Genomic DNA, 19,638 nt, shown 5'->3' on the forward strand with positions numbered 1-19,638 from the left:
GCACAAAGATGCGGGATTCGCCCGGCGCGGGCAAGCCGGTGGGATCGGTGGTGCCCGCGCCGCGCAGGCGCGCGGCACGGGGCGGGCGATGGTGCGTGATCAGATGCGCTGTGGCGCGCGTTCGAGTTCGGCGAGCTGACGCAGCGAGTGCCTGACCATCTTCAGCGGGATGCCGAAGAACCAGATCGAGGCGACCAGCACCATCACCGGGTCGGCGTAGCGGGCGAGGTGCGCCATCGGGGTCAGCTCGGTGAGCTTGGCGATGATGAACCCGCACATCACCGCGCCGCTGATCACGGTGTCCATCAGCCACTGCTTCTCCTCGGCGTTGATCAGCCCGGAGCCGCCCTGCTTGCGGTGCTTGGTGATGTACCACCAGCTCAGGGTACAGCCGATCACGTTGATCAGGCCGAAGAGGATGGCGAGATCGCCGTCGGTGTCGCGACCACCGTCGAGGATGGCGCGCACTGCGAGCACCAGCGACAGGGTGCAGAGCAGGATGATGACAGCACCCTTGAACAGGATCACCCGATGCTCGATACGGGCCGCGGCCTGGGTGTTGAGCAGTCGTGACTGGCGATGGATGTAGTAGAGGGCGAGCAATGACACCAGGGTCATGAACAGGCCGATCAGGGAGTACAGGCCGTCGAAGATGACCACCATCGAGTTGATCCAGAGACCCCAGATCACTCCCATGATGGCAAAGGCGAGGGTAGACAACATCGAGAAGATCAGGATCTGACGTTCTCTCCGAGTCTGGGCGGACATGATGACCTCAACAGAAAGATGATGCGTGTTTGATAGGTGAAGCGCGCGCCGGTCTGGTCCGGGTGTGGAACCGTGCGGCACACGTCAGGGTGCGAGCCTGTGGGGCGAGCGATGCGCGGTGCTGTCTCCATGCAATGATCCGGTGGTGTTGACGGTGATGACCTCCAGCGCGATGGCGCTGGAGGCCGGTGAGGCGGCCCCGGCACCGGTTGTCCGGGGGCGCTGGATATGGTCGTCGAGCCGTATCGGCGCGCTCGGGCACGGCCCTTCCGGGCGCGCTCGACGGATGGGGGTGCTGGCGTCAGCGTTGCGGTGGCGCGGGTCGCGACAGGACGGTCGGCGATGATGATGCGGACGCGCACGGGCGACCGCTCACCCTGGGGCGGGAGACGGCATCGGTGTCAGGCACCGATGGTATCGGCGGTGTTCGGGGCGCCGATCACGGGCTGGTGTGCTGGGGGGAGCGCGTGAGAAGCACACCAGTGCTTCCCGGGGTGCGAGCCATCACCGCGTCGCGTGTCGCGCGGGCGGCTGACCGCATTGATCTGGGGCGATGTCTGTATGCTCTAGGCTGCTTGCGAGTTGGCGGGGTGGTGCGTGACCACGCCCTGACCTCCCCATCTGCGTAGCGTCGGCAGGATCATGAACGTGTATTCATTCAAACACTTGTTCAAGGGCTTTGCAAACGTCGCCCGGTGAGCGGCACGCATCATCGCGACGCCCGTCGCCATGTGGCGGTGGGCGTATCGGCTCAGCGATAGAGCGCGAGGGGGAAGTACTCGGTGATCAGGATCACCGGGTGGCGCTCGATGATGATGCGGTAGGTGCGGTAGACCGCGCTCGGCTCGGCGCCGTCCTGGACCAGACCGACGTCGAGTACCTCGCGATAGCTCTCCAGTCCACTGTCGCGGATCAGCACGCCGATACCGATCTCGCGATCGATCAGGCGCTGGCGGAAGTCGGCGGGGATCAGGTCGGTGCGGATCAGCGAGAAGGCCTCGGCGAAGCTGCGGCCGCTGTCGTCGCCGCGCAGCCGCGCGTCGCGCAACAGGCAGCGATCGCCCTCGGCGACCTCGACCCAGGGGACCGTGGCGGCGGCGTGCTCGAAGCGTTGCTCGACGGTGTCGACCGTCACCGGTTCCCAGAAGTAGGCCTCGAGGATCTTGGTGACGGTACCGTCGGTAACCAGCAGGGCGCGCAGGAAGGGGGGCAGTGCGGCGAGCGCGAGGCTGGCGCCGTTCGGCGCGCGCAGCTGACCGTTGCGCAGGAAGCCGTCGCAGCGGAAGGTCGATTGTGCCGGGCCCTGGTCGGGGAGTCCGTAATAGCGGTGCATGGACGGGGCCTCAGCACGCGCGCCACGGGCGGGCGGTGAGGGGGAGGGGGGATGCGGACATGGATGCTTGCCTTGATCGGTTGGATGGTCTGTGGTCGCCGGCCACGGCGGTGGCGGAGAAAAATAGCAGAACTTGGCCGTGATGGGCTTGATGTTGAGTCATGCTTGACGCACTCTCAGAGCACGGCGTCCGGTCGCCTCTCTGGAATGGTGGGACCGGGGCCGGCACACTGGACCTTAAGGGTCAGAGACCACTTCGCCAACTCGGCCAGCCCCGGCCTCGGGACTGGCCGGTCCGCGCGCGGAGGTCAGTCCCGGGTAAATGTGTTATACCAACAAAGGCCTTGAGCCGATCAATGGAGACATTACCAATGACCAAGACCGTCAAGCTCGCTTCCCTGTCCCTCGCTGCTCTCCTTGGCGCATCGCTGCTCGGCGGTTGCGCGACCGACCAGACCGCTCGCGACATGGCGCAGCAGGCGCTCGACACCGCCAACAGCGCTCAGGCGTGCTGCAACGCCAACACCGAGCGCCTGGATCGCATGTATCAGAAGATCATGGGCAAGTAAGGCGCTTGATCTGAGTGCGTCCGGTGTCCCACGGCCCGTGGGACACCGGTGTTCTCGTCGATGGCGCGCTGCACCTCGCGCCAGTCGATCTCCACCCCCTCGGCCTCGGCGAGCGCAGTCGGGACCGCCTCGCGGGCCGTGACCCGCTTGCCCTCGCGATTGACGTGCACCTCCAGATAGAGATCGTCGCCGCGCCAGCCGAACTTGTAGGGCTGGTCGACGATGGTGACCTGGGTGCGCAGCTCGGTCAGCGAGAACAGCTCCTCGATCCCCTCCGGGTAGAGCCGGATACAGCCGGCGCTGACCTCCATCCCCAGCCCCCAGGGCTTGCTGGTGCCGTGGATCAGGTACTCCGGGTTGCTCAGCCGCATCGCGAACTGTCCCAGCGGGTTGTCCGGTCCGGGCGGCACCACCGCCGGCAGGATGTCGCCATAGGCGGCGTGGGCGGCGCGCACATTGGGGCCCGGAGTCCAGCTCGGGTCGCGCTTCTTCTCGATGATGGTGAAGCCGCCCAGCGGTGTGTCCATGCCCTCGCGACCGACGCTGATGGCGTAGGAGCGGACCTCTTCCGGGTCGTCCGGGGGATAGAAATAGAGCCGCTTCTCGGGGCGGTTGATGACGATGCCCTGGCGCGGCGCATCGGGCAGCACGTAGAAGGTCGGTACCATCACCTCGGTGCCCGCGCCCGGGACCCACATGTCGACCTCGGGGTTGGCGCTGCGCATGTCTTCGAAGCCCTGGTTGTTCTGGCGGGCGACATCGAGCAGGGTGTCGTCGGCGCGGGTGGTGAAATAGAACGGGAAGCCGATGACGCTGTCGCCCGGGTGTTCGAGCCGATAGGTCTCGGCGTGTCCGGCCCCGGCGATGGTCAGCGCCAGGGCGCCGGCGAGACTGGCCGCCAGTGTGCGACGAGCGTTGGTGAATCCCCGTTTCATCAAGACCTGTGTCTGCATCTGTATCCGCCCAAAGAAACCTCGATCGAGTGTTGAACGCCCGACTCGCTGGGGCCGGGGTGGCGCATCCTCTGCCAGTTCGCCTGCTCCCGCAAGCGGCATCCCGGCGCGACCGGCCCGGTCGCGGCGCTCGCCTGTTCATCAACATGGATCGTCCGGGGCGGGTTTTCGAGCATGCGTTGTCCGCCGCGCCCGTCGCCGGCCGATTGATCCCTCCGATCAGCCCGTTGCGCCCCGGGTTCCCCAGGGCGGTGGCGTCGGCGTGACTGCGGCGCAGGCACGGTTCGGGTTATGCTTCGATGATCGACCCGGCTCGATTGATTCGCAGTCGCAGCCGCCCCTCGTTATCGGTCCAGACCCATCAGCCATGTCGCATACCGTATCGCCCATCCCCCTGTCCGAACTCCAGCACGACACCCCGGCACGTATCGTCGAGATCCAGGGTGGACGTCACCTGACCCGCCGTCTGCTCGCACTCGGGCTGCGCCAGGGCAGCCAGCTCAGCGTGGTACAGCGCCGCGGGCAGGGACTGGTGCTCGCCACCGGCGGTGGTCGGATCGCCATGGGCTTCGGGGTGGCCGAGAAGGTGCGGGTGTGTGTCGACCCCGAGGCCCGCAACGACAACGACCTCGACTGAGCGCGCGATCAACACCCCGCGAGCCCCAACACCAGGATCGAAGCGATGACGGCGACCCTTACCCCTCTCGATGATCAACGTCCGGCCCCGCTGACCCTTGCCCTGGCCGGCAACCCCAACTGCGGCAAGTCGGCGCTGTTCAATGCCCTGACCGGGATCCGCCAGACCACCGGCAACTGGCCCGGGGTGACGGTCGAGCGCAAGGAGGGTGCGCTCGAACTCGATGGTCGGCGGTTGCGGGTGATCGACCTGCCGGGGATCTATTCGCTCGATGCCAGCTCGCTCGACGAGCGGGTCACCCGCGACTATCTGCTCGCGCGCGAGGCCGGGCTGATCGTCAACGTGATCGATGCCGCCAACCTCGAGCGTCATCTCTATCTCACCGTACAGCTCCTGGAGATGGGCGTCGACCTGGTGGTCGCGCTCAACATGATGGACGTGGCGCGCAAGCGCGGGGTGGAGATCGATGTCGCCGCGCTCGCCGCCGCGCTCGGCTGTCCGGTGGTGCCGGTGGTGGCGGTCACCCGCGAGGGGCTCACCGAGCTGCAGGCGCGGGTGCTGGCGGTGGCCGAGGGGCGTGAACCGGGTGGACACGCACTCGCCCAGGGTGACTGCGTCGAGGAGGCGATCGAGCGTCTGGCGGCGACCTGTGACCCGGCGCAGCCGCGCGCCAACGCCCGCTGGCTCGCACTCAAGCTGCTCGAGTCCGACCCCGATGCCGAACATGCCGCCACGCCCGAGGCGCGCGCACTCGCTGCGCAGGCACGCGCCGAGATCGCCGAACGCGTCGGCGACGAGGCCGATCTGCACATCGCCGACACCCGCTTCGGCCATGCCCACGCCCTGGCGCAGCGGGTGTCGCGCGCGCGCGGCGCGGCGGCACGCAACCTCTCCGATCGCATCGACCGGGTGGTGCTCAGCCGCGCCTTCGGTATCCCTTTGTTCCTGTTGATGATCTATCTGATGTTCATGTTCACCATGAACGTCGGTGGTGCTTTCATCGACTTCTTCGATCTCGCCGGCGGTGCACTCTTCGTCGACGGTACCGCCGCGCTGCTCGGCGCGCTCGGCGCCCCGGGCTGGCTCGAACTGGTACTCGCCCAGGGCATCGGCGGCGGGTTGCAGGTGGTCGGCACCTTCATCCCCATCATCGCCAGTCTCTACATCGTGCTCTCGATCCTCGAGGACTCGGGCTACATGGCGCGCGCGGCCTTCGTCATGGATCGCTTCATGCGCTCGATCGGGCTGCCCGGCAAGGCCTTCGTACCGTTGATCGTCGGCTTCGGCTGCAACGTCCCGGCGGTGATGGCCACCCGCACCCTGGAGCACGAGCGCGAGCGCAAGCTCACCATCCTGATGAACCCCTTCATGTCGTGCGGTGCGCGGCTGCCGGTCTATGCGCTGTTCGCCGCCGCCTTCTTCCCGCACTCGGGGCAGAACCTGGTGTTCGCGCTCTATCTCGTCGGTATCGCCGCGGCGGTGCTCAGCGGGCTGGCGATGAAGCACAGCCTGCTGCGCGGCGAGAGTGCCGGGCTGCTGATGGAGCTGCCGCCCTACCACCTGCCGACCCTGCGTGGCGTGGCGCTGCGTACCTGGGACCGGGTGCGGCTGTTCCTGCGCGGGGCGGGCAAGGTGATCGTGCTGATGGTGCTGGCGCTCAACCTGCTCTCGAGCGTCGGCAGCGACGGCAGCCTCGGCAACGAGGACAGCGACCAGTCGGTGCTCGCCGCCGCCAGCCGCGCCGCCACCCCGTTGTTCGCGCCGCTGGGGATCGAGGAGGACAACTGGCCGGCGGTGCTCGGGGTGATCTCCGGGGTGCTCGCCAAGGAGGTGATCGTCGGCACCCTCGACTCGCTCTATGGCCGGCTCGCCGAGGAGGAGGGCGCCGCGGCGGCGGCGGACGATGATACCTTCGCGCTCGGCGCCCGGCTCGGCGAGGCGGTGGCCAGCATCGGCGACAACCTCGGCGCGCTCGGTGCGCGGGTGCTCGACCCGCTCGGGCTCGACGTCGGCGAGCTGGCCGACAGCGCCGAGGCGGCCGCCGTTCAGGGGGTGCGGGATGCGACCTTCGGGGCCATGATCGAGCGCTTCGACGGCCAGGCCGGGGCCTTCGCCTATCTGCTGTTCGTGCTGCTCTACTTCCCCTGCGTCGCCACCATCGGCGCCATCGTGCGCGAGGCCGGGGCGCGCTGGGCAGTCTTCGTCGCCGCCTGGACCACCGGCGTCGCCTATCTGGTCGCGGTGATCTTCTATCAGGCCGCGACCTTCGCCCGCGATCCGCTCGGTGCCGGGCTGTGGATCGGCGGCGGTCTGACGGCGCTGGTGGCGGTGTTGCTGGGGCTGCGACGTTGGGCGGGGAGGCCGGAGATCAGTCGGCGAGCTGACGCGGCCGGGTGAGCGCGAGCAGATTGGCGCAGCCGGGTTCGAGCCGCGTCCAATCCGCCGGCATCTCCAGCCGGACGAGTGCCGCGGTGGGCAGCAGCTTGCCGTGTTCCGGCGGCTCGAGATCATCTCCGGCGAGATACTGGAGCAGCTGCTCGAGGCCGGGGTTGTGGCCGACCAGCAGCACCGTAGCGGCCGCTTGCGGACACTGTGCGAGGATCTCGAGCAGGGCGGGCAGGTCGGCCTCGTAGAGGCCCGGTTGCCAGAGGATGCGACGCTTGTCGAAGTCGAGCCGCTTGCAGACCATGATCGCGGTCTGGCGGGCGCGCTCGGCCGGCGAGCTGAGGACCTGATCGGGGACCAGTCCCTCGCGATAGAGCCAGGCGCCGATCCGCGGCGCGTCGCGTCGTCCGCGCTTGGCCAGGGGGCGGGCGAAGTCGGTGGCGGCGCCGGCGTCCCAGTCGGACTTGGCGTGACGCAGGATCAGCAATTCGCGCGGGGTACGGAAGGCGTCTTGATAGTTCAAGCCGGGGTCCAGGCCAGACTGCGGTGACTTGGGCGCACTTTTAACACAGTCGTCATCTCGACGACAGAGGGTGTGCGCAAGCGTCGACCGTTCAGCCCAGCTCGGCGAGCAGCTGCTCGATCATCCCCTGGGCCTGCTGGCGATAACCGCCGCCGAACAGGTTGAGGTGGTTGAGCACGTGATAGAGGTTGTAGAGGGTCTTGCGTACCGCATAGCCCGGCGCCAGCGGCCAGGCCTCGCGGTAGGCGGCGTGGAACGCCGGACCGAAGCCGCCGAACAGCTCGGTCATCGCCAGGTCGGTCTCGCGATCGCCGTGATAGACGGCGGGGTCGAAGATCACCGGGGCGCCGTCTGCGGTGGCGCCGATGTTGCCGCCCCAGAGGTCGCCGTGCAGCAGCGAGGGTGTCGGTGCGTGATCGAGCAGGGCGTCGACCCCGAGCAGCAGGCGCTCGCCGGCGCGCTGCAGGGCGCCGCCGTGCCCCTGGGCGGCGGCCAGCTCGAGTTGCGGGCGCAGTCGTCGCTCGCGCCAGAACTCGGCCCAGTCGGCGCAGGGTGCGTTGTGCTGCGGGGTCGAGCCGATGGTGTTGTCGCGATGCCAGCCGTGGCGCTCGGCGCTGGTGCGGTGCAGCGCCGCCAGCCCGTGGGCGGCGCGCACCGGGTCGAGCCGACCGTCGAGCGCGAGGTACTCCATCGCCAGGAAGCTGTGCCCCTCGGCCAGACCGCAGCAGATCGGTCGCGGCACGCGGATCGCCGCGGCTCCGGCCAGGGTCTCGAGCCCCTCGGCCTCGGCCTCGAACATCGTCAGTCGCTCCGGGCTGTTGAGCTTGACGAAATAACCGCGTGCGCCGGATTCGAGCACCAGCGCATGATTGATGCAGCCGCCGTGCAGGGTGCGCCGGCGCTCGGGGTGGAAGGGCTGGCCGCTGGCCGCGCCGATGCGCGCGGCCAGCGCCTGCTCCAGGCTCAGGCTCACTGCGTCCCTCGCGTGAGGATGCGTCGGTGCAGCGGGCTGGTGCGTGGGAAGTGGGCGCGCAGGAACTCCATCTGATCGGCGAGGACGTGACGGCCCATCAGATAGATGTACTCGGCATGATTGGGGGTGAAGGGCACCGCCAGCAGCTCCATGCCGGCGTCCTCGGGCGAGCGCCCGGCCTTGATGTTGTTGCAGCGCATGCAGGCGGTGACGACGTTGTTCCAGTGGTCCTCGCCGCCCTTGCTGGTCGGGCGCACATGGTCGCGCGAGAGATGGCGTGTCGAGAAGCGCTGGCCGCAGTAGAGACAGATGTGGTCGTCGCGCTGGAACAGGGTGCGATTGGAGAGCGGCGGCACATAGTCGTCCTTCTGCTTGACCATCGCCTGATGATTGCCGTAGGTGGCGATGATCGAGTGGATCACCAATTGACTGCGCAACCGGGTATGCGCATTGACCCCGCCGTAGAGCCGGAACAGGGTGTGGCCGCAGGCATAGGCGACCTGCCCGAGATAATAGAGCCGGGCGGCGACGCGATAGTCGATCCACTCGAGTGGCATGCCTGCCAGATCCGTTCGCAGTACCTGTTGATTCAATGACAACATAGCGGGAATGCGGCTCGGAATTTGCCTGCATGATACAGACTTGATCGTCCTGCGCAAGTCATTGCGCGCAGACCGTTATCCTTTCTGCAAGCAAGGTTTTACCTCTTCCTGGGTGGATTGCCGGCTGGATCCAGAAGACGAGCCGACAGACGGTCATCTTCAATGACCTCTGGATGACCGAATGGTTGCCGACGCCAAGCATCCGTTGATCCACGGCGGACGAATGATTCGGGCGCGCTCGAGCGTTGTGCGCACTCATTGAAACGTCTGTCGTGCTGGGGATGAATGGCGCCACCGAGGTTGCTCAATGAGTGTGTCATGGGATGCTCTCCGACCCATCGCGGCGGCTCACTAGCGCCGTCGGGAGAAGACTTCATTCACAGAGCGGCGGGCTGGTGTCGGTCTTGATGATATGGTTGAGTTCATTTCCGGTAAAATTCACGAATGATTTTTAACTCAATGATTTTTAAGACAGTTTTTTTGATGGTCAAAATCTGTTCAAAACCCTCGGGTCACCGTGGTGATGCTGTTTGATAGGCGCTCGTCGCCGTCTGTCCCCAGACTTATCCACAGGTGCCGGGGCTGCGGAGCGACGCGGATCGATGAGGGTGACGAGTCGGTCGACGAGGTCGTGTCGTGACCGAGGCGAGGATCGCACGGGTGGCGTTGCCCGGTCCGCTCGACGAACTGTTCGACTATCTGCCCGGCGCGATGGGGCAGCCCGAGCCGGGGACCCGGGTGCTGGTGCCCTTCGGTCGTTCACGTCGGGTCGGCATCCTGGTCGAGTACGCCGCCGAGTGTGGCTGTGACCCGAGTCGGCTCAAGTCCGTCGAGCGCGCGCTCGACCCGCGACCGCTGTTCGCGCCAGCCGATCTGACGCTGATCCGCTGGGCCGCCCGTTATTATCGTCACCCGCTCGGCGATGCCCTGTTCACCGCGCTGCCGGCGCGGTTGCGTGAGTCCGGTCCGCTGCTCGCGAGTGGTGTCGCCGGTATCCGTCTCACTGCCGCTGGTGCGGCCCTGACACCCGCCGAGCTGGCACGGGCGCCGCGTCAGCAGGCGCTGCTCGCGCGTCTGCTCGAGTCACCCGAGGGCCTCGCGCAGCGCAACCTGGAGGAGGAGCTCGGCGGCATCACCAGCGCGCTGCGCGCACTGCGCGCCAAGGGGTTGGTCGAGTCCTGTCGGCTGGAGCCGGGTGCGGTGGCGTCGGCGGACTCGTCTGCGGTGCTGGCGGCCCCCGAGCTCAACCCCGAACAGGCCGCGGCGCTGGCGGCGGTGAGCGAGGCGCTCGGCGGCTTCCGCCCCTTCCTGCTCGACGGCATCACCGGCAGCGGCAAGACCGAGGTCTATATCCGCGCCATCGCCGAGGTGGTGGCAGCCGGAGGCCAGGCGTTGGTGATGGTCCCCGAGATCGGACTCACGCCGCAGCTGCGCGAGCGCTTCCGTACGCGTCTGCCGGGGCCCCTGGCGGTGTTGCACTCGGCGCTCGCCGCCGGCGAGCGCGAGCGCGCCTGGCACCAGGCGGCCAGCGGTGATGCGCCGGTGGTGCTCGGTACCCGTTCGGCGGTGTTCGTGCCGCTGCCGCGGCTGGCGCTGATCGTGGTCGACGAGGAGCACGACCCCTCGCTCAAGCAGCAGGAGGGGTTTCGCTACTCGGCGCGCGACCTGGCGGTGCGCCGCGCCCAGCTCGTCGGCTGTCCGGTGGTGCTCGGCACCGCCACGCCGGCGCTCGAGACCCTGCACAACGTCACCGCCGGTCGCTACCATCGTCTGGCGCTGCCGCGCCGCGCCGGCGGTGCGCGACCGCCCACCATCAACCTGCTCGACATCCGCAACCAGCCCTTGCGCGCCGGGCTCTCGCCGGTGCTGCGCGAGCGCATGCACGCAGCCCTGGCGACGGGCGGTCAGGTGTTGCTGCTGCTCAACCGCCGCGGTTATGCCCCGGTGCTGACCTGTCACAGCTGTGGTTGGGTCGGCGTCTGCCCGGATTGCGACGCGCGCATGACCCTGCATCTGGGCGAGCGGCGGCTGTGGTGTCATCACTGTGGTCGGATCGAATCGGTACCGCGCGACTGTCCGCAGTGCGGGGGGCCGGATCTGCGCATGCTCGGGCGCGGCACCGAGCGGCTCGAGGAGGGGCTGACCGAGCTCTTCCCCGGTGTGCGGATCGCGCGCATCGACCGCGACAGCACCAGACGCAAGGGCGAGCTGACGCGGTTGCTCGCCGCGGTGCATCGCGGCGAGGTGCAGATCCTGCTCGGCACCCAGATGCTGGCCAAGGGGCACGACTTCCCCGGGGTGACCCTAGCCGGGGTGATCGATCTCGATCACGCCCTCTATGCCAGCGATTTTCGTGCCCCGGAGCGCACCGCCCAGCTGATCGTCCAGGTCGCCGGTCGCGCCGGGCGGGCCGAGCGCGCCGGCGAGGTGGTGCTGCAGACCCGCCACCCCGAGCACCCGCTGCTGCAGTCGCTGCTGCGCGAGGGCTATGGCGGCTTCGCCCGCGCCGCGCTCGCCGAACGCGAGGCGGCGCAGTTGCCGCCCTTCACCTATCTGGCGCTGTTGCGCGCCGAGGCCCCGGAGCAGGAGGCCGCGCTCGCCTTCCTCGCCGCGGCGCGCGCACACGCCGAGCCCTTGTGCTCGTCCGAGGTGGAGCTGCTCGGTCCGGTGCCGGCGCCATTGTCGCGTCGCGCCGGACGCCATCGCGCCCAGCTGCTGGTCCAGTGCGCGCAGCGTCCGGCGCTGCAACACTTCCTCGCCCACTGGACCCCGACGCTGCGTGCCCTGCGTCGCATCAAGGGGGTGCGCTGGTCGCTCGACGTCGACCCGCAGGAGATGGTCTAGGAAGGGATGTCAGCCTTCAGCCGCCAGCTTCCAGTGGGAGTGCTCCCTCGATCCTGCTCGCGCAAGATGAAGCGCGACGCCTATCCTCGCTGGCTGGCGGCTGGCGGCTGGCGGCTGGCGGCTGGCGACTCAGGGCAGGGTGGGGCGGTTCATGCATTCGAGCACCGGGCCGTTGGCGCCGTGGCGGATACGGGTGATCCCGGCGTAGTCGGTCTTGGTGCGATACCAGTCGTGCGGACCGAGTCCGAGTACCTCGCCGAGGATGGCGCGGGTGGTCCCCGAATGGCAGACGATCAGCAGGTGCTCGCCGGGGTGGCGTTCGAGCCGGGCGCGATAGGCGCTGACGACCCGGTCGAGGAAGGCCTCCAGGGGTTCGGCGCCTTCTGGGCGGCAGCCGACCGGGTCGTTGCGGTAGGCGCGATGACGCTCGGGCTCGCTGACGGCGATCTCGTGATGGGCGCGTCCTTCCCATGCACCCATGCCGACCTCGGCAAACTCGGGGACGATCTCCAGCGGCAGGCGATGATGCTCGGCGAGTTCGCGGGCGAAGGCCTGACAACGTTGCAGCGGCGAGCTCAGGACCCGCGTCCAGGGCGCGGCGTCGCCGACGGCGTGGCGCATCTGCTGCCAGCCGGTCTCGGACAGGGGGTCGTCGACGCCACAGCCACGGTAGCGCCGTCCGCCCACGGGCTCGCCGTGGCGGATCAGGTCGATGAGAGTTGCGGACACGCTTGGGGATTCCTCGGGAACGGACGGGCGCGCCGCTGGTGAACGGGCGCGCGGGAAAAGCCCTCAATTCTAGCTCGACTCCATGGCGATGGCATCAGGGGCGAAGGCTGGCGGCTCGGCACCTGACAGCGCTCAGCCGATTGAGCCGTCAAGCGCGCGAAGATGAGGAAAGGCTTCCAGCCTTCAGCCGCCAGCCGCCAGCCGCCAGCCGCCAGCCGCCAGCCGCCAGCGGGCGTTTTTCCTCACCGTCGCCGCGAACATCAGGCGTCATCGACGTAGGATGGGCAAAGCGCAGCGTGCCCATCGTGGGATTGGCGATCAGCGCCTAGCCTTCAGTCGCCAGCTGCCAGCCTCCAGCGAGGGGGCTGGGTTGTCTCGTTGCGTCGCGGTTGACCGCACACCGACACCGGGGGCTGTTTGCTGGAGGCTGGTCGCTTTCTTCGCGTCCTTTGTCTCTTTGCGGTTCCATCTTCATTGAGCCGCAAGGCGCCAAGAGCGCGAAGATGAAGAAAGGCTTCCAGCTGCCAGCCTCCAGCGAGGGGGCAGGGTTGTCTCGTCGCGTCGCGGTTGACCGCACACCGACACCGGAGGCTGTTTGCTGGAGGCTGGTCGCTTTCTTCGCGTCCTTTGTCTCTTTGCGGTTCCATCTTCATTGAGCCGCAAGGCGCCAAGAGCGCGAAGATGAAGAAAGGCTTCCAGCTGCCAGCCTCTAGCGAAGGGGGCAGGGTTGTCTCGTCGCGTCGCGGTTGACCGTACGCCGACACCGGAGGCTGTTTGCTGGAGGTTGGTCGCTTTCTTCGCGTCCTTTGTCTCTTTGCGGTTCCATCTTCATTGAGCCGCAAGGCGCCAAGAGCGCGAAGATGAAGAAAGGCTTCCAGCTGCCAGCCTCCAGCGAGGCGGGCAGGGTTGTCTCGTCGCGTCGCGGTTGACCGCACACCGACACCGGAGGCTGTTTGCTGGAGGTTGGTCGCTTTCTTCGCGTCCTTCGGGTCTTTGCGGCTCAATCTCCTGGCCGCTGGCCGCTGGCCGCTGGCCGCTGGCCGCTGGCCGCTGGCCGCTGGCGACTGGCGCCCCTTTGCGGTTCAATCGTCGCTGACCACCGATTCTCAATCCAGCAAGGGATCACGCCATGTCTGTCAAACGCTATGCCGGTATCCACAATGAACTCCAGGGCGGGATGACGCCGACGGCCAACATCATCCGCGACGCCTGGGTGTTCGGCCTGATCCCCGAGGAGGAGACCTGCGAGGGCTGGACGGTTCAGGGGATCGATGACCTCTATGACAAGGTCAGCGCGGCCTGGGCGCCTTATGGGCATCTGGTCTCCAACCTGCCCGCGGAGCTGCGCGAGCGTCATGCCCGGATCTACGAGGTCGCGGTGAGCCGGGCGCGTGCCGCCGGCTGGGACCCGGACCAGCTCGAGGAGGATTGAGACATGGACAGTTCCGGGCCTGGTTTCGTCTTTTATCGGCCCGGGACCGTGATCGCGCGTGAATCGACGACCCTGCCCGCGCCGCTGCACAACGCCCTGCAGCTGCGCCGCATGCACAGCGGTATGGATCGGGTGCTGCTGCCGATCCGCTCCATGCAATATCTCGTCCTGATCGAGCGTGCCGAGATCGCCTTCGTCGACGTCCAGAGCCGCTACGACGAGGGTGGCGGGACTGGTGGTCGTCCCATCCGGGTCGCCTGGCGGCCGCTGGCCGGCCGATGCTCGCTCACCGACCCCGTTGGCTATGAAATTATCTATTATTGCAGGGACATGGCGCAGACCCAGCACCGTCTGATCGCGGAGCTGGGAAAGCTGCTCCTGGCCGGGGGGACCGGCAGAGGTCACGCGACCCGCTGTCCCGTGCTGCCCTTCCCCGGTGCATGAGGTTGGTGCCACGCCAGACCCGTCACGCCAATCAAGAGTCTCGCAAAGGGACCCGTTCGAATCGTCTCGTTGTCCAGTTTGTGGGGCTGTGCGCCGTCGTCGGCGCGCATCGGGTCAAGGGTATGGCGATCGCACAGTGCCGCTCGGGCGCCGGCGGTGCGTCCGCAATCATGACGAGAGGCCCTTATGTCCAAGCTACCCAGGTGGCGAGAGGAGTGGTCGTTGAACATCGACGTCATCGATCAGGAGCATCGTGCGCTGATCGAGCGCCTCGCCGACCTCTGCCTGAGGTTCTGTCCCGAGGCCACGCCGACACGCAGCGGCGAGGCCCATGCCCTGATCGAGGCGCTCGCCGAGCTCGGCGAGCAGGCGCGCGCCCACTTCCAGCACGAGGAGCGGTTCATGCGGGCGATCGGCTTCGATGAGCTGCCCGAGCACCAGCGCGAGCACGCCCTGATGATGGCCGAATACACCGCGTTGCTGCGCGAGTGGCGCGCCGAGGGGGTGGAGGTGTTCACGCCTGCGATCCAGGAGACGGTGCGTGAGTGGTTGCTGGCGCACATCCTCGGCGCCGATCGCGAGTTCGCCCGCGCCTATTTTCAACTCTGCGGCGGTGACGACCCGGTCGCCCCCAGGCCGTCGCGGAATCTCCAGCTGGGGTGAGCGCGCGGCACGGATGCCGGACCGGGTCAGGACGACCCGAACAGGTCCTTGAGCGCCTGGATCGTGGTCTGACGCCCGAGTTCGCCGATCGCGGTGGTCAGCGGGATCGCCTTGGGGCAGACCCGTACGCAGTTTTGGGCGTTGCCGCAGTCGCTCAGCCCGCCCTCGGCCATGATCGCGTGCAGCCGCTCGGTCTTGTCATGACGCCCGGTGGGATGGGCGTTCATCAGTCGCACCTGCGCCAGCGGCGCCGGGCCGACGAAGTCCGCGCCGGCGCCGAACTGCGGACAGGCGGCCATGCAGCAGCCGCAACTCATGCAGCGGCTGTAGAGATAGTCGGCGGCCCATTGTTGCGGGGCGATGCGCGGCGGCGGTTCGTGGGTGTCCCAGGCGCCGTCGATCTCGATCCAGGCGTGGACCTTGCGTAGCCCGGCGTCGATGGCGCTGCGATCGACGAGCAGGTCGCGTACCACCGGGAACTTGGGCAACGGTTCGAGCGCGATCGGCTGTTCGAGCTGGTCGATCAGCGCCGAGCAGGCCGGACGCGGAACCCCGTTGATCAGCATCGCGCAGGAGCCGCACACCTCCTCCATGCAGTTGTGATCCCAGCACACCGGATCGACCCGCCGCCCGTCGTGGGTGAGCGGGTGCTCGCGCAGTGCCATCAGCACCGAGACCACGTTGTGATCGGGCGCGTGGGGCAGCACGAAGGTCTCCCAATAGGGCGGCGTGTCGGGGCCGTCCTGACGACGGATACGCAGCTCGATGGTGGAGGGTGTTTCGCGCATGACGGGGACTCTCACTCTCAGCGGTAGTCGCGCGGCTCGCTCGGCGGGCAGACGCTGAGGTCGACCGCCTGGTAGTGGATGCGCGGGCGCGGCGCGGCGTACTCGGCCAGGGTCGTCTTGAGCCAGCGCGTGTTGTTCTCGCGCCAGCGGGCGCGATAGTCCTCGAACTCGGGGTCGCCCGGGAAGCTGCCCTCGGGGATGGGGAGTTCGAAATCCGGTTTGTGATGGGCGCCGCGACACTCGTCGCGGGCCAGGGCGCTGGCCGTCACCGCCTTGGCGAGCACGATCATGTCGGCGAGCTGGCGGGTGAAGATCAGGGTCTGGTTGGCCCAGCGGTTGGCCTCGCCGAGACCGATCCGCGCCAGTCGCGCCTCGAGCCGGTCGAGTTCGTCGAGGGCCTGCTCCAGCCCGGCGTTGTCGCGCACCACCCCGACGCGCTCGGTCATCAACGCCCCCAGCGCCTGGTGCAGGGTGTAGGGGTTTTCCTCGCCGTCGGCGCCCAGCAGGCGCTGGTTGATCGTCTCCTGGCGGCGCCGCTCGGCTTCGATCACCGTCTCGGCCAGCGCCGGTCGCGCCGGGTCGAGCCCACGCAGATAGTTGGCCGCCGCCTCGCCCGCGACCCGCCCGGAGAAGCTCGCCGAGAGCAGCGAGTTGGCGCCGAGTCGGTTGGCGCCGTGATAGGCGTAGTCGCACTCGCCGCAGGCATAGAGCCCGGGGATATTGGTGGCATGGTTGCGTGCGCTGCCCGGGCGCATGCCGCCGTCGGCATCGCGCTCGAAGTCGACCCACAGCCCGCCCATACCGTAGTGGGCGGCGGGGAAGATCTCCATCGGGGTGTCGAGCGGGTCGCTGCCGGCGAACTTGCGATAGATCTCGAGGATGGCGCCGAGGCGGGTGGCGACGAAGCGCCGATCGAGATGGGTGAGGTCGAGATAGACCCGGTCGCCGCCGCCGATGCCCAGCCCGAGTTCGCGGGTGACGCGCCAGATCGCGCGCGAGGCCTCGTCGCGCGCCACGGTGTTGCCGTAGGCGGGGAAGAACTCCTCGAGGAAGTAGAAGCGTTCGCGCTCGGGGATGCGGGTCGGGTCACGGCGGTCGCCCGGGGTACGCGGCACCCACACCCGACCGCCCTCGCCGCGGGCCGCCTCGCTCATCAGCCGGGTCTTGTCGTGCCCGAGCATCGCCGTCGGGTGGAACTGGAAGAACTCGCCGTTGGCGAACCAGGCGCCCTGCTGATAGACGCGGCTGGCGGCGGCGCCGGTGGAGTTGGTCGAGGTGGTGGTCTTGGGCGCGTAGAGCTGGCCGAAGCCGCCGCTGGCGAGCACCACGGTCTCGGCGGGGAAGGCGCGCACCTCGAGGCTGCGCAGGTCCATCGCGAGGATGCCGCGACAGCGCCCGTCGGCGTCGATGAGCAGTGACAGGAACTCCCACCACTCGAACTTCTCCACCCGTCCCAGACTCTCGAGCCGGCGCACCTGCTGGTCGACGCCGTAGAGCAGTTGCTGGCCGGTACTGGCGCCGGCGAAGCAGGTACGCCGATGCTTGACGCCGCCGAACAGACGCAGGTCGAGCCCGCCCTCGGGGGTGCGCGAAAAGGTCACGCCCATGCGCGCGAAGGTGCCGATCAGCCCTGGGGCCTGCTCGCACAGACTCTTGATCGGCGGCTGATTGGCGAGGTACTCGCCGCCCTTGATGGTGTCGAGGATGTGCTGCTCGATCGAGTCGCGCTCGCCCTTGGTGTCGAGCACCGCGTTGATCCCGCCCTGGGCGCACACCGAGTGGCTGCGCTTGACCTCGAACAGCGAGAACAGCCGTACCGGGAACCCGGCCTCGGCCAGACGCAGGCTCGCCCACAGCCCGCCGAGCCCGCCGCCGACGACGATCGCTCCCGGTGCGCTCATGACAGGAACCCCAGCATGCCGTGCACCCCGAGCGCGGCGAGCAGCACCCCGAACCCGGCGCAGGCCCAGGCGAAGCGCCGTTGCGCCGCCGCCGAGGTGGTCAGTCCCCAGACGATGGCCATGGTCGACAGGCCGTTGGCGAGGTGGAACACCGAGGCGAGCAGCCCGACGAGATAGAGGGCGAAGAACCCGGGGTTGGAGAGCAGGGTCTGCATGTGGCCGTAGAGATCGTCGCGGATCGCCGGCGTCCACAGCCCCTGGATGCGGGTCATGCCGACATGGAGGAGGAGGAAGAGGAGGATCACCACCCCGGAGAGACGCTGCAGCCAATAGGCCCAGTTGCGTGCATAGCGGTAGCGGATGGGCTCGGCGCGCATCTCGCGGGTGATCGCCAGCCCGATCACCGCGTGCAGCAGCAGCGGCAGCGCGATCACCAGGAGTTCGATCGGCACCAGATAGTTCAACCCCTGGAGCGCCTCGAACACCTCGCGGTTGTAGTGCTCGGCGCCGAAGCGCGACTGCGAGTTCTCCCACAGATGGAAGATCAGGAAGGCGCCCACCGGGAGCAGCCCCAGCAGCGAGTGCAGCCGGCGCAGCACGAAATGGCGGTTTCCGATGGAGGCGGTCATCGTGCGGCCCGTGGTTGGCATCCGAGTCCAGAAGATAACGCGATGGGCCGGTTGCGGGGTTGATCAGGCTCAGTCGCGGTGCGCGCGACCCGGGGCGGGTCCGCGCGGCGACACTCAGCCCTGTTTGTCGTCGTCGTTGCGGTCGTCGCGGTTGCGGCTGCGGTACTGGGTATAGACCAGCCAGCCGACCAGACCGAGGAACAGTGTCAGTTCGAGCGCGGCGAGCGAGCTGCCTTCCATCGTTGATCTCCTTGAGCGCAGTGGGGGGCGAACCCCGTTTGTGTTGGTTGGCCTCAGATGGCGACGCCGGGCGCGAATGGCAACGCCCGGGGTGCTCTTGCCCTTGGGTTGCGCGGATCTGTTACAGTTCCGTACCCATTCTTGTCGTGCTGTACCATGTCCCGTCGTCGCGTATCCAGGTCCCGCTCCCGTACCCGCTCATCCACGCCTTGGTCCTCGATCCTCGCCCGGTTCAGACGCCTCAGTGGCCGTGCGCGGACGCTGCTGCTCGCCACGGCTCTGGTGTTCGCCGTCTCGCTGCTGCCCCAGTCCTGGGTCGAGCGGTTGCCCGAACATGCCCGCGAGGCGGTGGCGATCACCGTCGACATCCGCGAGCTCGCCGTCGGCCTGGTCGCCGACGCCGGCAGCTGGGCCGGTGGGCTGGTGGCGGTGGTCGCCGGCTCGACCGCCGATCAGCTGCTCGCCCTCGTCGACCGTCTGCCGGTAGAGCCGCCGGCCTGGTGGCCGGAGTCGGCGGCGGTGCCCGCGCCGCCGGCGCTCGACAGCCTGCCGCGGGTCGCCGGCAGCTTCTCGACCGCCAAGCGCTGGCTCTACGAGGACATCTATGCCGATCATCGCGAGACCTTCTACTGCGGCTGTCGCTATGACACCGAGGCCCAGGTCGAGCTCGGCAGTTGCGGGCTCGATGCCCTGGCCGGCAGTCGCCGGGCGCGCCGGGTCGAGGCCGAGCACGTCTTCCCGGCCGCGCAGTTCGGCAACTTCCGCCAGTGCTGGCGCGAGCCCGAGCGCTTCGCCGAGTGTCGTACCAGCAGTGGCCGCCAGCTCTCCGGGCGGGCCTGCTGCGAGCGCGTCGATCCGGTGTTCGAGGCCGCGCACAATGATCTCTACAACCTCTACCCGGCGGTGGGGCAGATCAACGGCGAGCGTTCGGACTTCAACTGGGGGATGGTCAGTGGCGGGGAGCGTTACGGCACCTGCGAGATCCGTATCGACGCCGAGCATCGCCGGGTGGAGCCGCCGACGCGGGTGCGCGGCGACATCGCGCGTACCATGTTCTACATGCGCGATACCTACGGGTTGCGGTTGAGTCGTCAGGACGAGCAGCTCTACACCGCCTGGAACAACGCCGACCCGCCGGATGCCTGGGAGCGCGAGCGCTCGCGCCGGATCGCGCGCATCCAGGGGCGCGAGAACCCCTATATCAGCAGCTATCGGCGGCTCTGAC

At 68.2% G+C, this 19,638-nt stretch carries 19 protein-coding genes; 8 read left to right on the top strand and 11 right to left on the bottom strand.

The window, feature by feature from the left end:
* Nucleotides 1-99 precede the first annotated feature (99 nt).
* Nucleotides 100-768: a cation transporter gene (locus EBL85_RS04680; RefSeq protein ID WP_123142295.1), complete on the bottom strand. Its 669-nt coding sequence runs from the start codon at nucleotides 766-768 to the stop codon at nucleotides 100-102.
* A 751-nt stretch (nucleotides 769-1,519) separates the two neighbouring features.
* On the bottom strand, nucleotides 1,520-2,101 hold the full coding sequence (locus EBL85_RS04685) for a chorismate pyruvate-lyase family protein (RefSeq protein WP_123139208.1): 582 nt from the start codon (nucleotides 2,099-2,101) through the stop codon (nucleotides 1,520-1,522).
* Nucleotides 2,102-2,472: 371 nt separating this feature from the next.
* Between EBL85_RS04685 and EBL85_RS04690 the strand changes: the two genes are divergently transcribed.
* On the top strand, nucleotides 2,473-2,670 hold the full coding sequence (locus tag EBL85_RS04690) for an alanine-zipper protein (RefSeq protein ID WP_005221977.1): 198 nt from the start codon (nucleotides 2,473-2,475) through the stop codon (nucleotides 2,668-2,670).
* Here EBL85_RS04690 and EBL85_RS04695 read toward each other — a convergent pair.
* Nucleotides 2,649-3,623 (bottom strand): L,D-transpeptidase family protein, encoded by a 975-nt coding sequence (locus tag EBL85_RS04695; protein ID WP_123139209.1) that lies wholly within the window; start codon nucleotides 3,621-3,623, stop codon nucleotides 2,649-2,651. The two genes, EBL85_RS04690 and EBL85_RS04695, sit on opposite strands and share 22 nt — an antisense overlap.
* 367 nt (nucleotides 3,624-3,990) lie before the next feature.
* Here EBL85_RS04695 and EBL85_RS04700 point away from each other — a divergent pair, with 367 nt between their 5' ends.
* Together EBL85_RS04700 and feoB are read left to right on the top strand one after the other, a co-directional pair.
* A complete protein-coding gene (locus EBL85_RS04700) occupies nucleotides 3,991-4,260 on the top strand; it encodes a ferrous iron transport protein A (protein ID WP_123142296.1) in 270 nt (89 codons plus the stop codon).
* Between the two features lie 45 nt (nucleotides 4,261-4,305).
* Nucleotides 4,306-6,657: a Fe(2+) transporter permease subunit FeoB gene (gene feoB, locus EBL85_RS04705; protein WP_123139211.1), complete on the top strand. Its 2,352-nt coding sequence runs from the start codon at nucleotides 4,306-4,308 to the stop codon at nucleotides 6,655-6,657.
* Here feoB and EBL85_RS04710 read toward each other — a convergent pair.
* The 3 genes from EBL85_RS04710 to EBL85_RS04720 form a co-directional block, all read right to left on the bottom strand.
* Nucleotides 6,629-7,168, bottom strand: a complete 540-nt coding sequence (locus EBL85_RS04710; RefSeq protein ID WP_123139212.1) for a histidine phosphatase family protein — start codon at nucleotides 7,166-7,168, stop codon at nucleotides 6,629-6,631. The two genes, feoB and EBL85_RS04710, sit on opposite strands and share 29 nt — an antisense overlap.
* 91 nt (nucleotides 7,169-7,259) lie before the next feature.
* Nucleotides 7,260-8,141, bottom strand: a complete 882-nt coding sequence (locus tag EBL85_RS04715) for a fructosamine kinase family protein (RefSeq protein WP_123139213.1) — start codon at nucleotides 8,139-8,141, stop codon at nucleotides 7,260-7,262.
* Nucleotides 8,138-8,743 carry an HNH endonuclease gene (locus tag EBL85_RS04720; protein WP_123139214.1) on the bottom strand — a complete coding sequence of 202 codons (606 nt, stop codon included), beginning with the start codon at nucleotides 8,741-8,743 and terminating at the stop codon, nucleotides 8,138-8,140. Before EBL85_RS04720 ends, EBL85_RS04715 begins: the two co-directional genes overlap by 4 nt.
* Nucleotides 8,744-9,379: 636 nt before the next feature.
* Between EBL85_RS04720 and EBL85_RS04725 the strand changes: the two genes are divergently transcribed.
* Nucleotides 9,380-11,587 carry a primosomal protein N' gene (locus EBL85_RS04725; RefSeq protein WP_123142297.1) on the top strand — a complete coding sequence of 736 codons (2,208 nt, stop codon included), beginning with the start codon at nucleotides 9,380-9,382 and terminating at the stop codon, nucleotides 11,585-11,587.
* Between the two features lie 129 nt (nucleotides 11,588-11,716).
* Here EBL85_RS04725 and EBL85_RS04730 read toward each other — a convergent pair whose 3' ends face one another.
* Nucleotides 11,717-12,316 carry a histidine phosphatase family protein gene (locus EBL85_RS04730; RefSeq protein WP_123142298.1) on the bottom strand — a complete coding sequence of 200 codons (600 nt, stop codon included), beginning with the start codon at nucleotides 12,314-12,316 and terminating at the stop codon, nucleotides 11,717-11,719.
* Nucleotides 12,317-13,445: 1,129 nt separating this feature from the next.
* Between EBL85_RS04730 and EBL85_RS04735 the strand changes: the two genes are divergently transcribed.
* The 3 genes from EBL85_RS04735 (at nucleotide 13,446) to EBL85_RS04745 (ending at nucleotide 14,855) form a co-directional block, all read left to right on the top strand.
* Nucleotides 13,446-13,748 (top strand): hypothetical protein, encoded by a 303-nt coding sequence (locus EBL85_RS04735; RefSeq protein ID WP_123139217.1) that lies wholly within the window; start codon nucleotides 13,446-13,448, stop codon nucleotides 13,746-13,748.
* A 3-nt stretch (nucleotides 13,749-13,751) separates the two neighbouring features.
* Nucleotides 13,752-14,192, top strand: coding sequence for a hypothetical protein (locus tag EBL85_RS04740; RefSeq protein WP_123139218.1), 441 nt, complete (start codon nucleotides 13,752-13,754; stop codon nucleotides 14,190-14,192).
* Between the two features lie 186 nt (nucleotides 14,193-14,378).
* Nucleotides 14,379-14,855: a bacteriohemerythrin gene (locus EBL85_RS04745; protein WP_123142299.1), complete on the top strand. Its 477-nt coding sequence runs from the start codon at nucleotides 14,379-14,381 to the stop codon at nucleotides 14,853-14,855.
* Nucleotides 14,856-14,881: 26 nt separating this feature from the next.
* Here the strand turns inward: EBL85_RS04745 and sdhB are convergent, their stop codons facing one another.
* The 4 genes from sdhB to EBL85_RS17545 all read right to left on the bottom strand — a co-directional run bounded on the left by sdhB (nucleotide 14,882) and on the right by EBL85_RS17545 (nucleotide 18,413).
* A complete protein-coding gene (gene sdhB / locus EBL85_RS04750) occupies nucleotides 14,882-15,643 on the bottom strand; it encodes a succinate dehydrogenase iron-sulfur subunit (protein ID WP_123142300.1) in 762 nt (253 codons plus the stop codon).
* A 17-nt stretch (nucleotides 15,644-15,660) separates the two neighbouring features.
* Nucleotides 15,661-17,544 carry a succinate dehydrogenase (quinone) flavoprotein subunit gene (gene sdhA, locus EBL85_RS04755; protein WP_123142301.1) on the bottom strand — a complete coding sequence of 628 codons (1,884 nt, stop codon included), beginning with the start codon at nucleotides 17,542-17,544 and terminating at the stop codon, nucleotides 15,661-15,663.
* Nucleotides 17,541-18,173, bottom strand: coding sequence for a succinate dehydrogenase (locus EBL85_RS04760; RefSeq protein WP_123142302.1), 633 nt, complete (start codon nucleotides 18,171-18,173; stop codon nucleotides 17,541-17,543). The genes sdhA and EBL85_RS04760 overlap by 4 nt, the downstream gene beginning before the upstream one ends.
* A 114-nt stretch (nucleotides 18,174-18,287) precedes the next feature.
* Nucleotides 18,288-18,413 carry a hypothetical protein gene (locus tag EBL85_RS17545; protein WP_255419372.1) on the bottom strand — a complete coding sequence of 42 codons (126 nt, stop codon included), beginning with the start codon at nucleotides 18,411-18,413 and terminating at the stop codon, nucleotides 18,288-18,290.
* A gap of 156 nt (nucleotides 18,414-18,569) precedes the next feature.
* On the opposite strand from EBL85_RS17545, the gene EBL85_RS04765 reads away from it, so the two are divergent.
* Nucleotides 18,570-19,637 carry an endonuclease gene (locus tag EBL85_RS04765; RefSeq protein ID WP_223806065.1) on the top strand — a complete coding sequence of 356 codons (1,068 nt, stop codon included), beginning with the start codon at nucleotides 18,570-18,572 and terminating at the stop codon, nucleotides 19,635-19,637.
* The last annotated feature ends 1 nt before the right edge of the window (nucleotide 19,638 follow it).

This window comes from Marichromatium sp. AB32 (assembly GCF_003718675.1).
Classification (GTDB): Bacteria; Pseudomonadota; Gammaproteobacteria; order Chromatiales; family Chromatiaceae; genus Marichromatium; species Marichromatium gracile.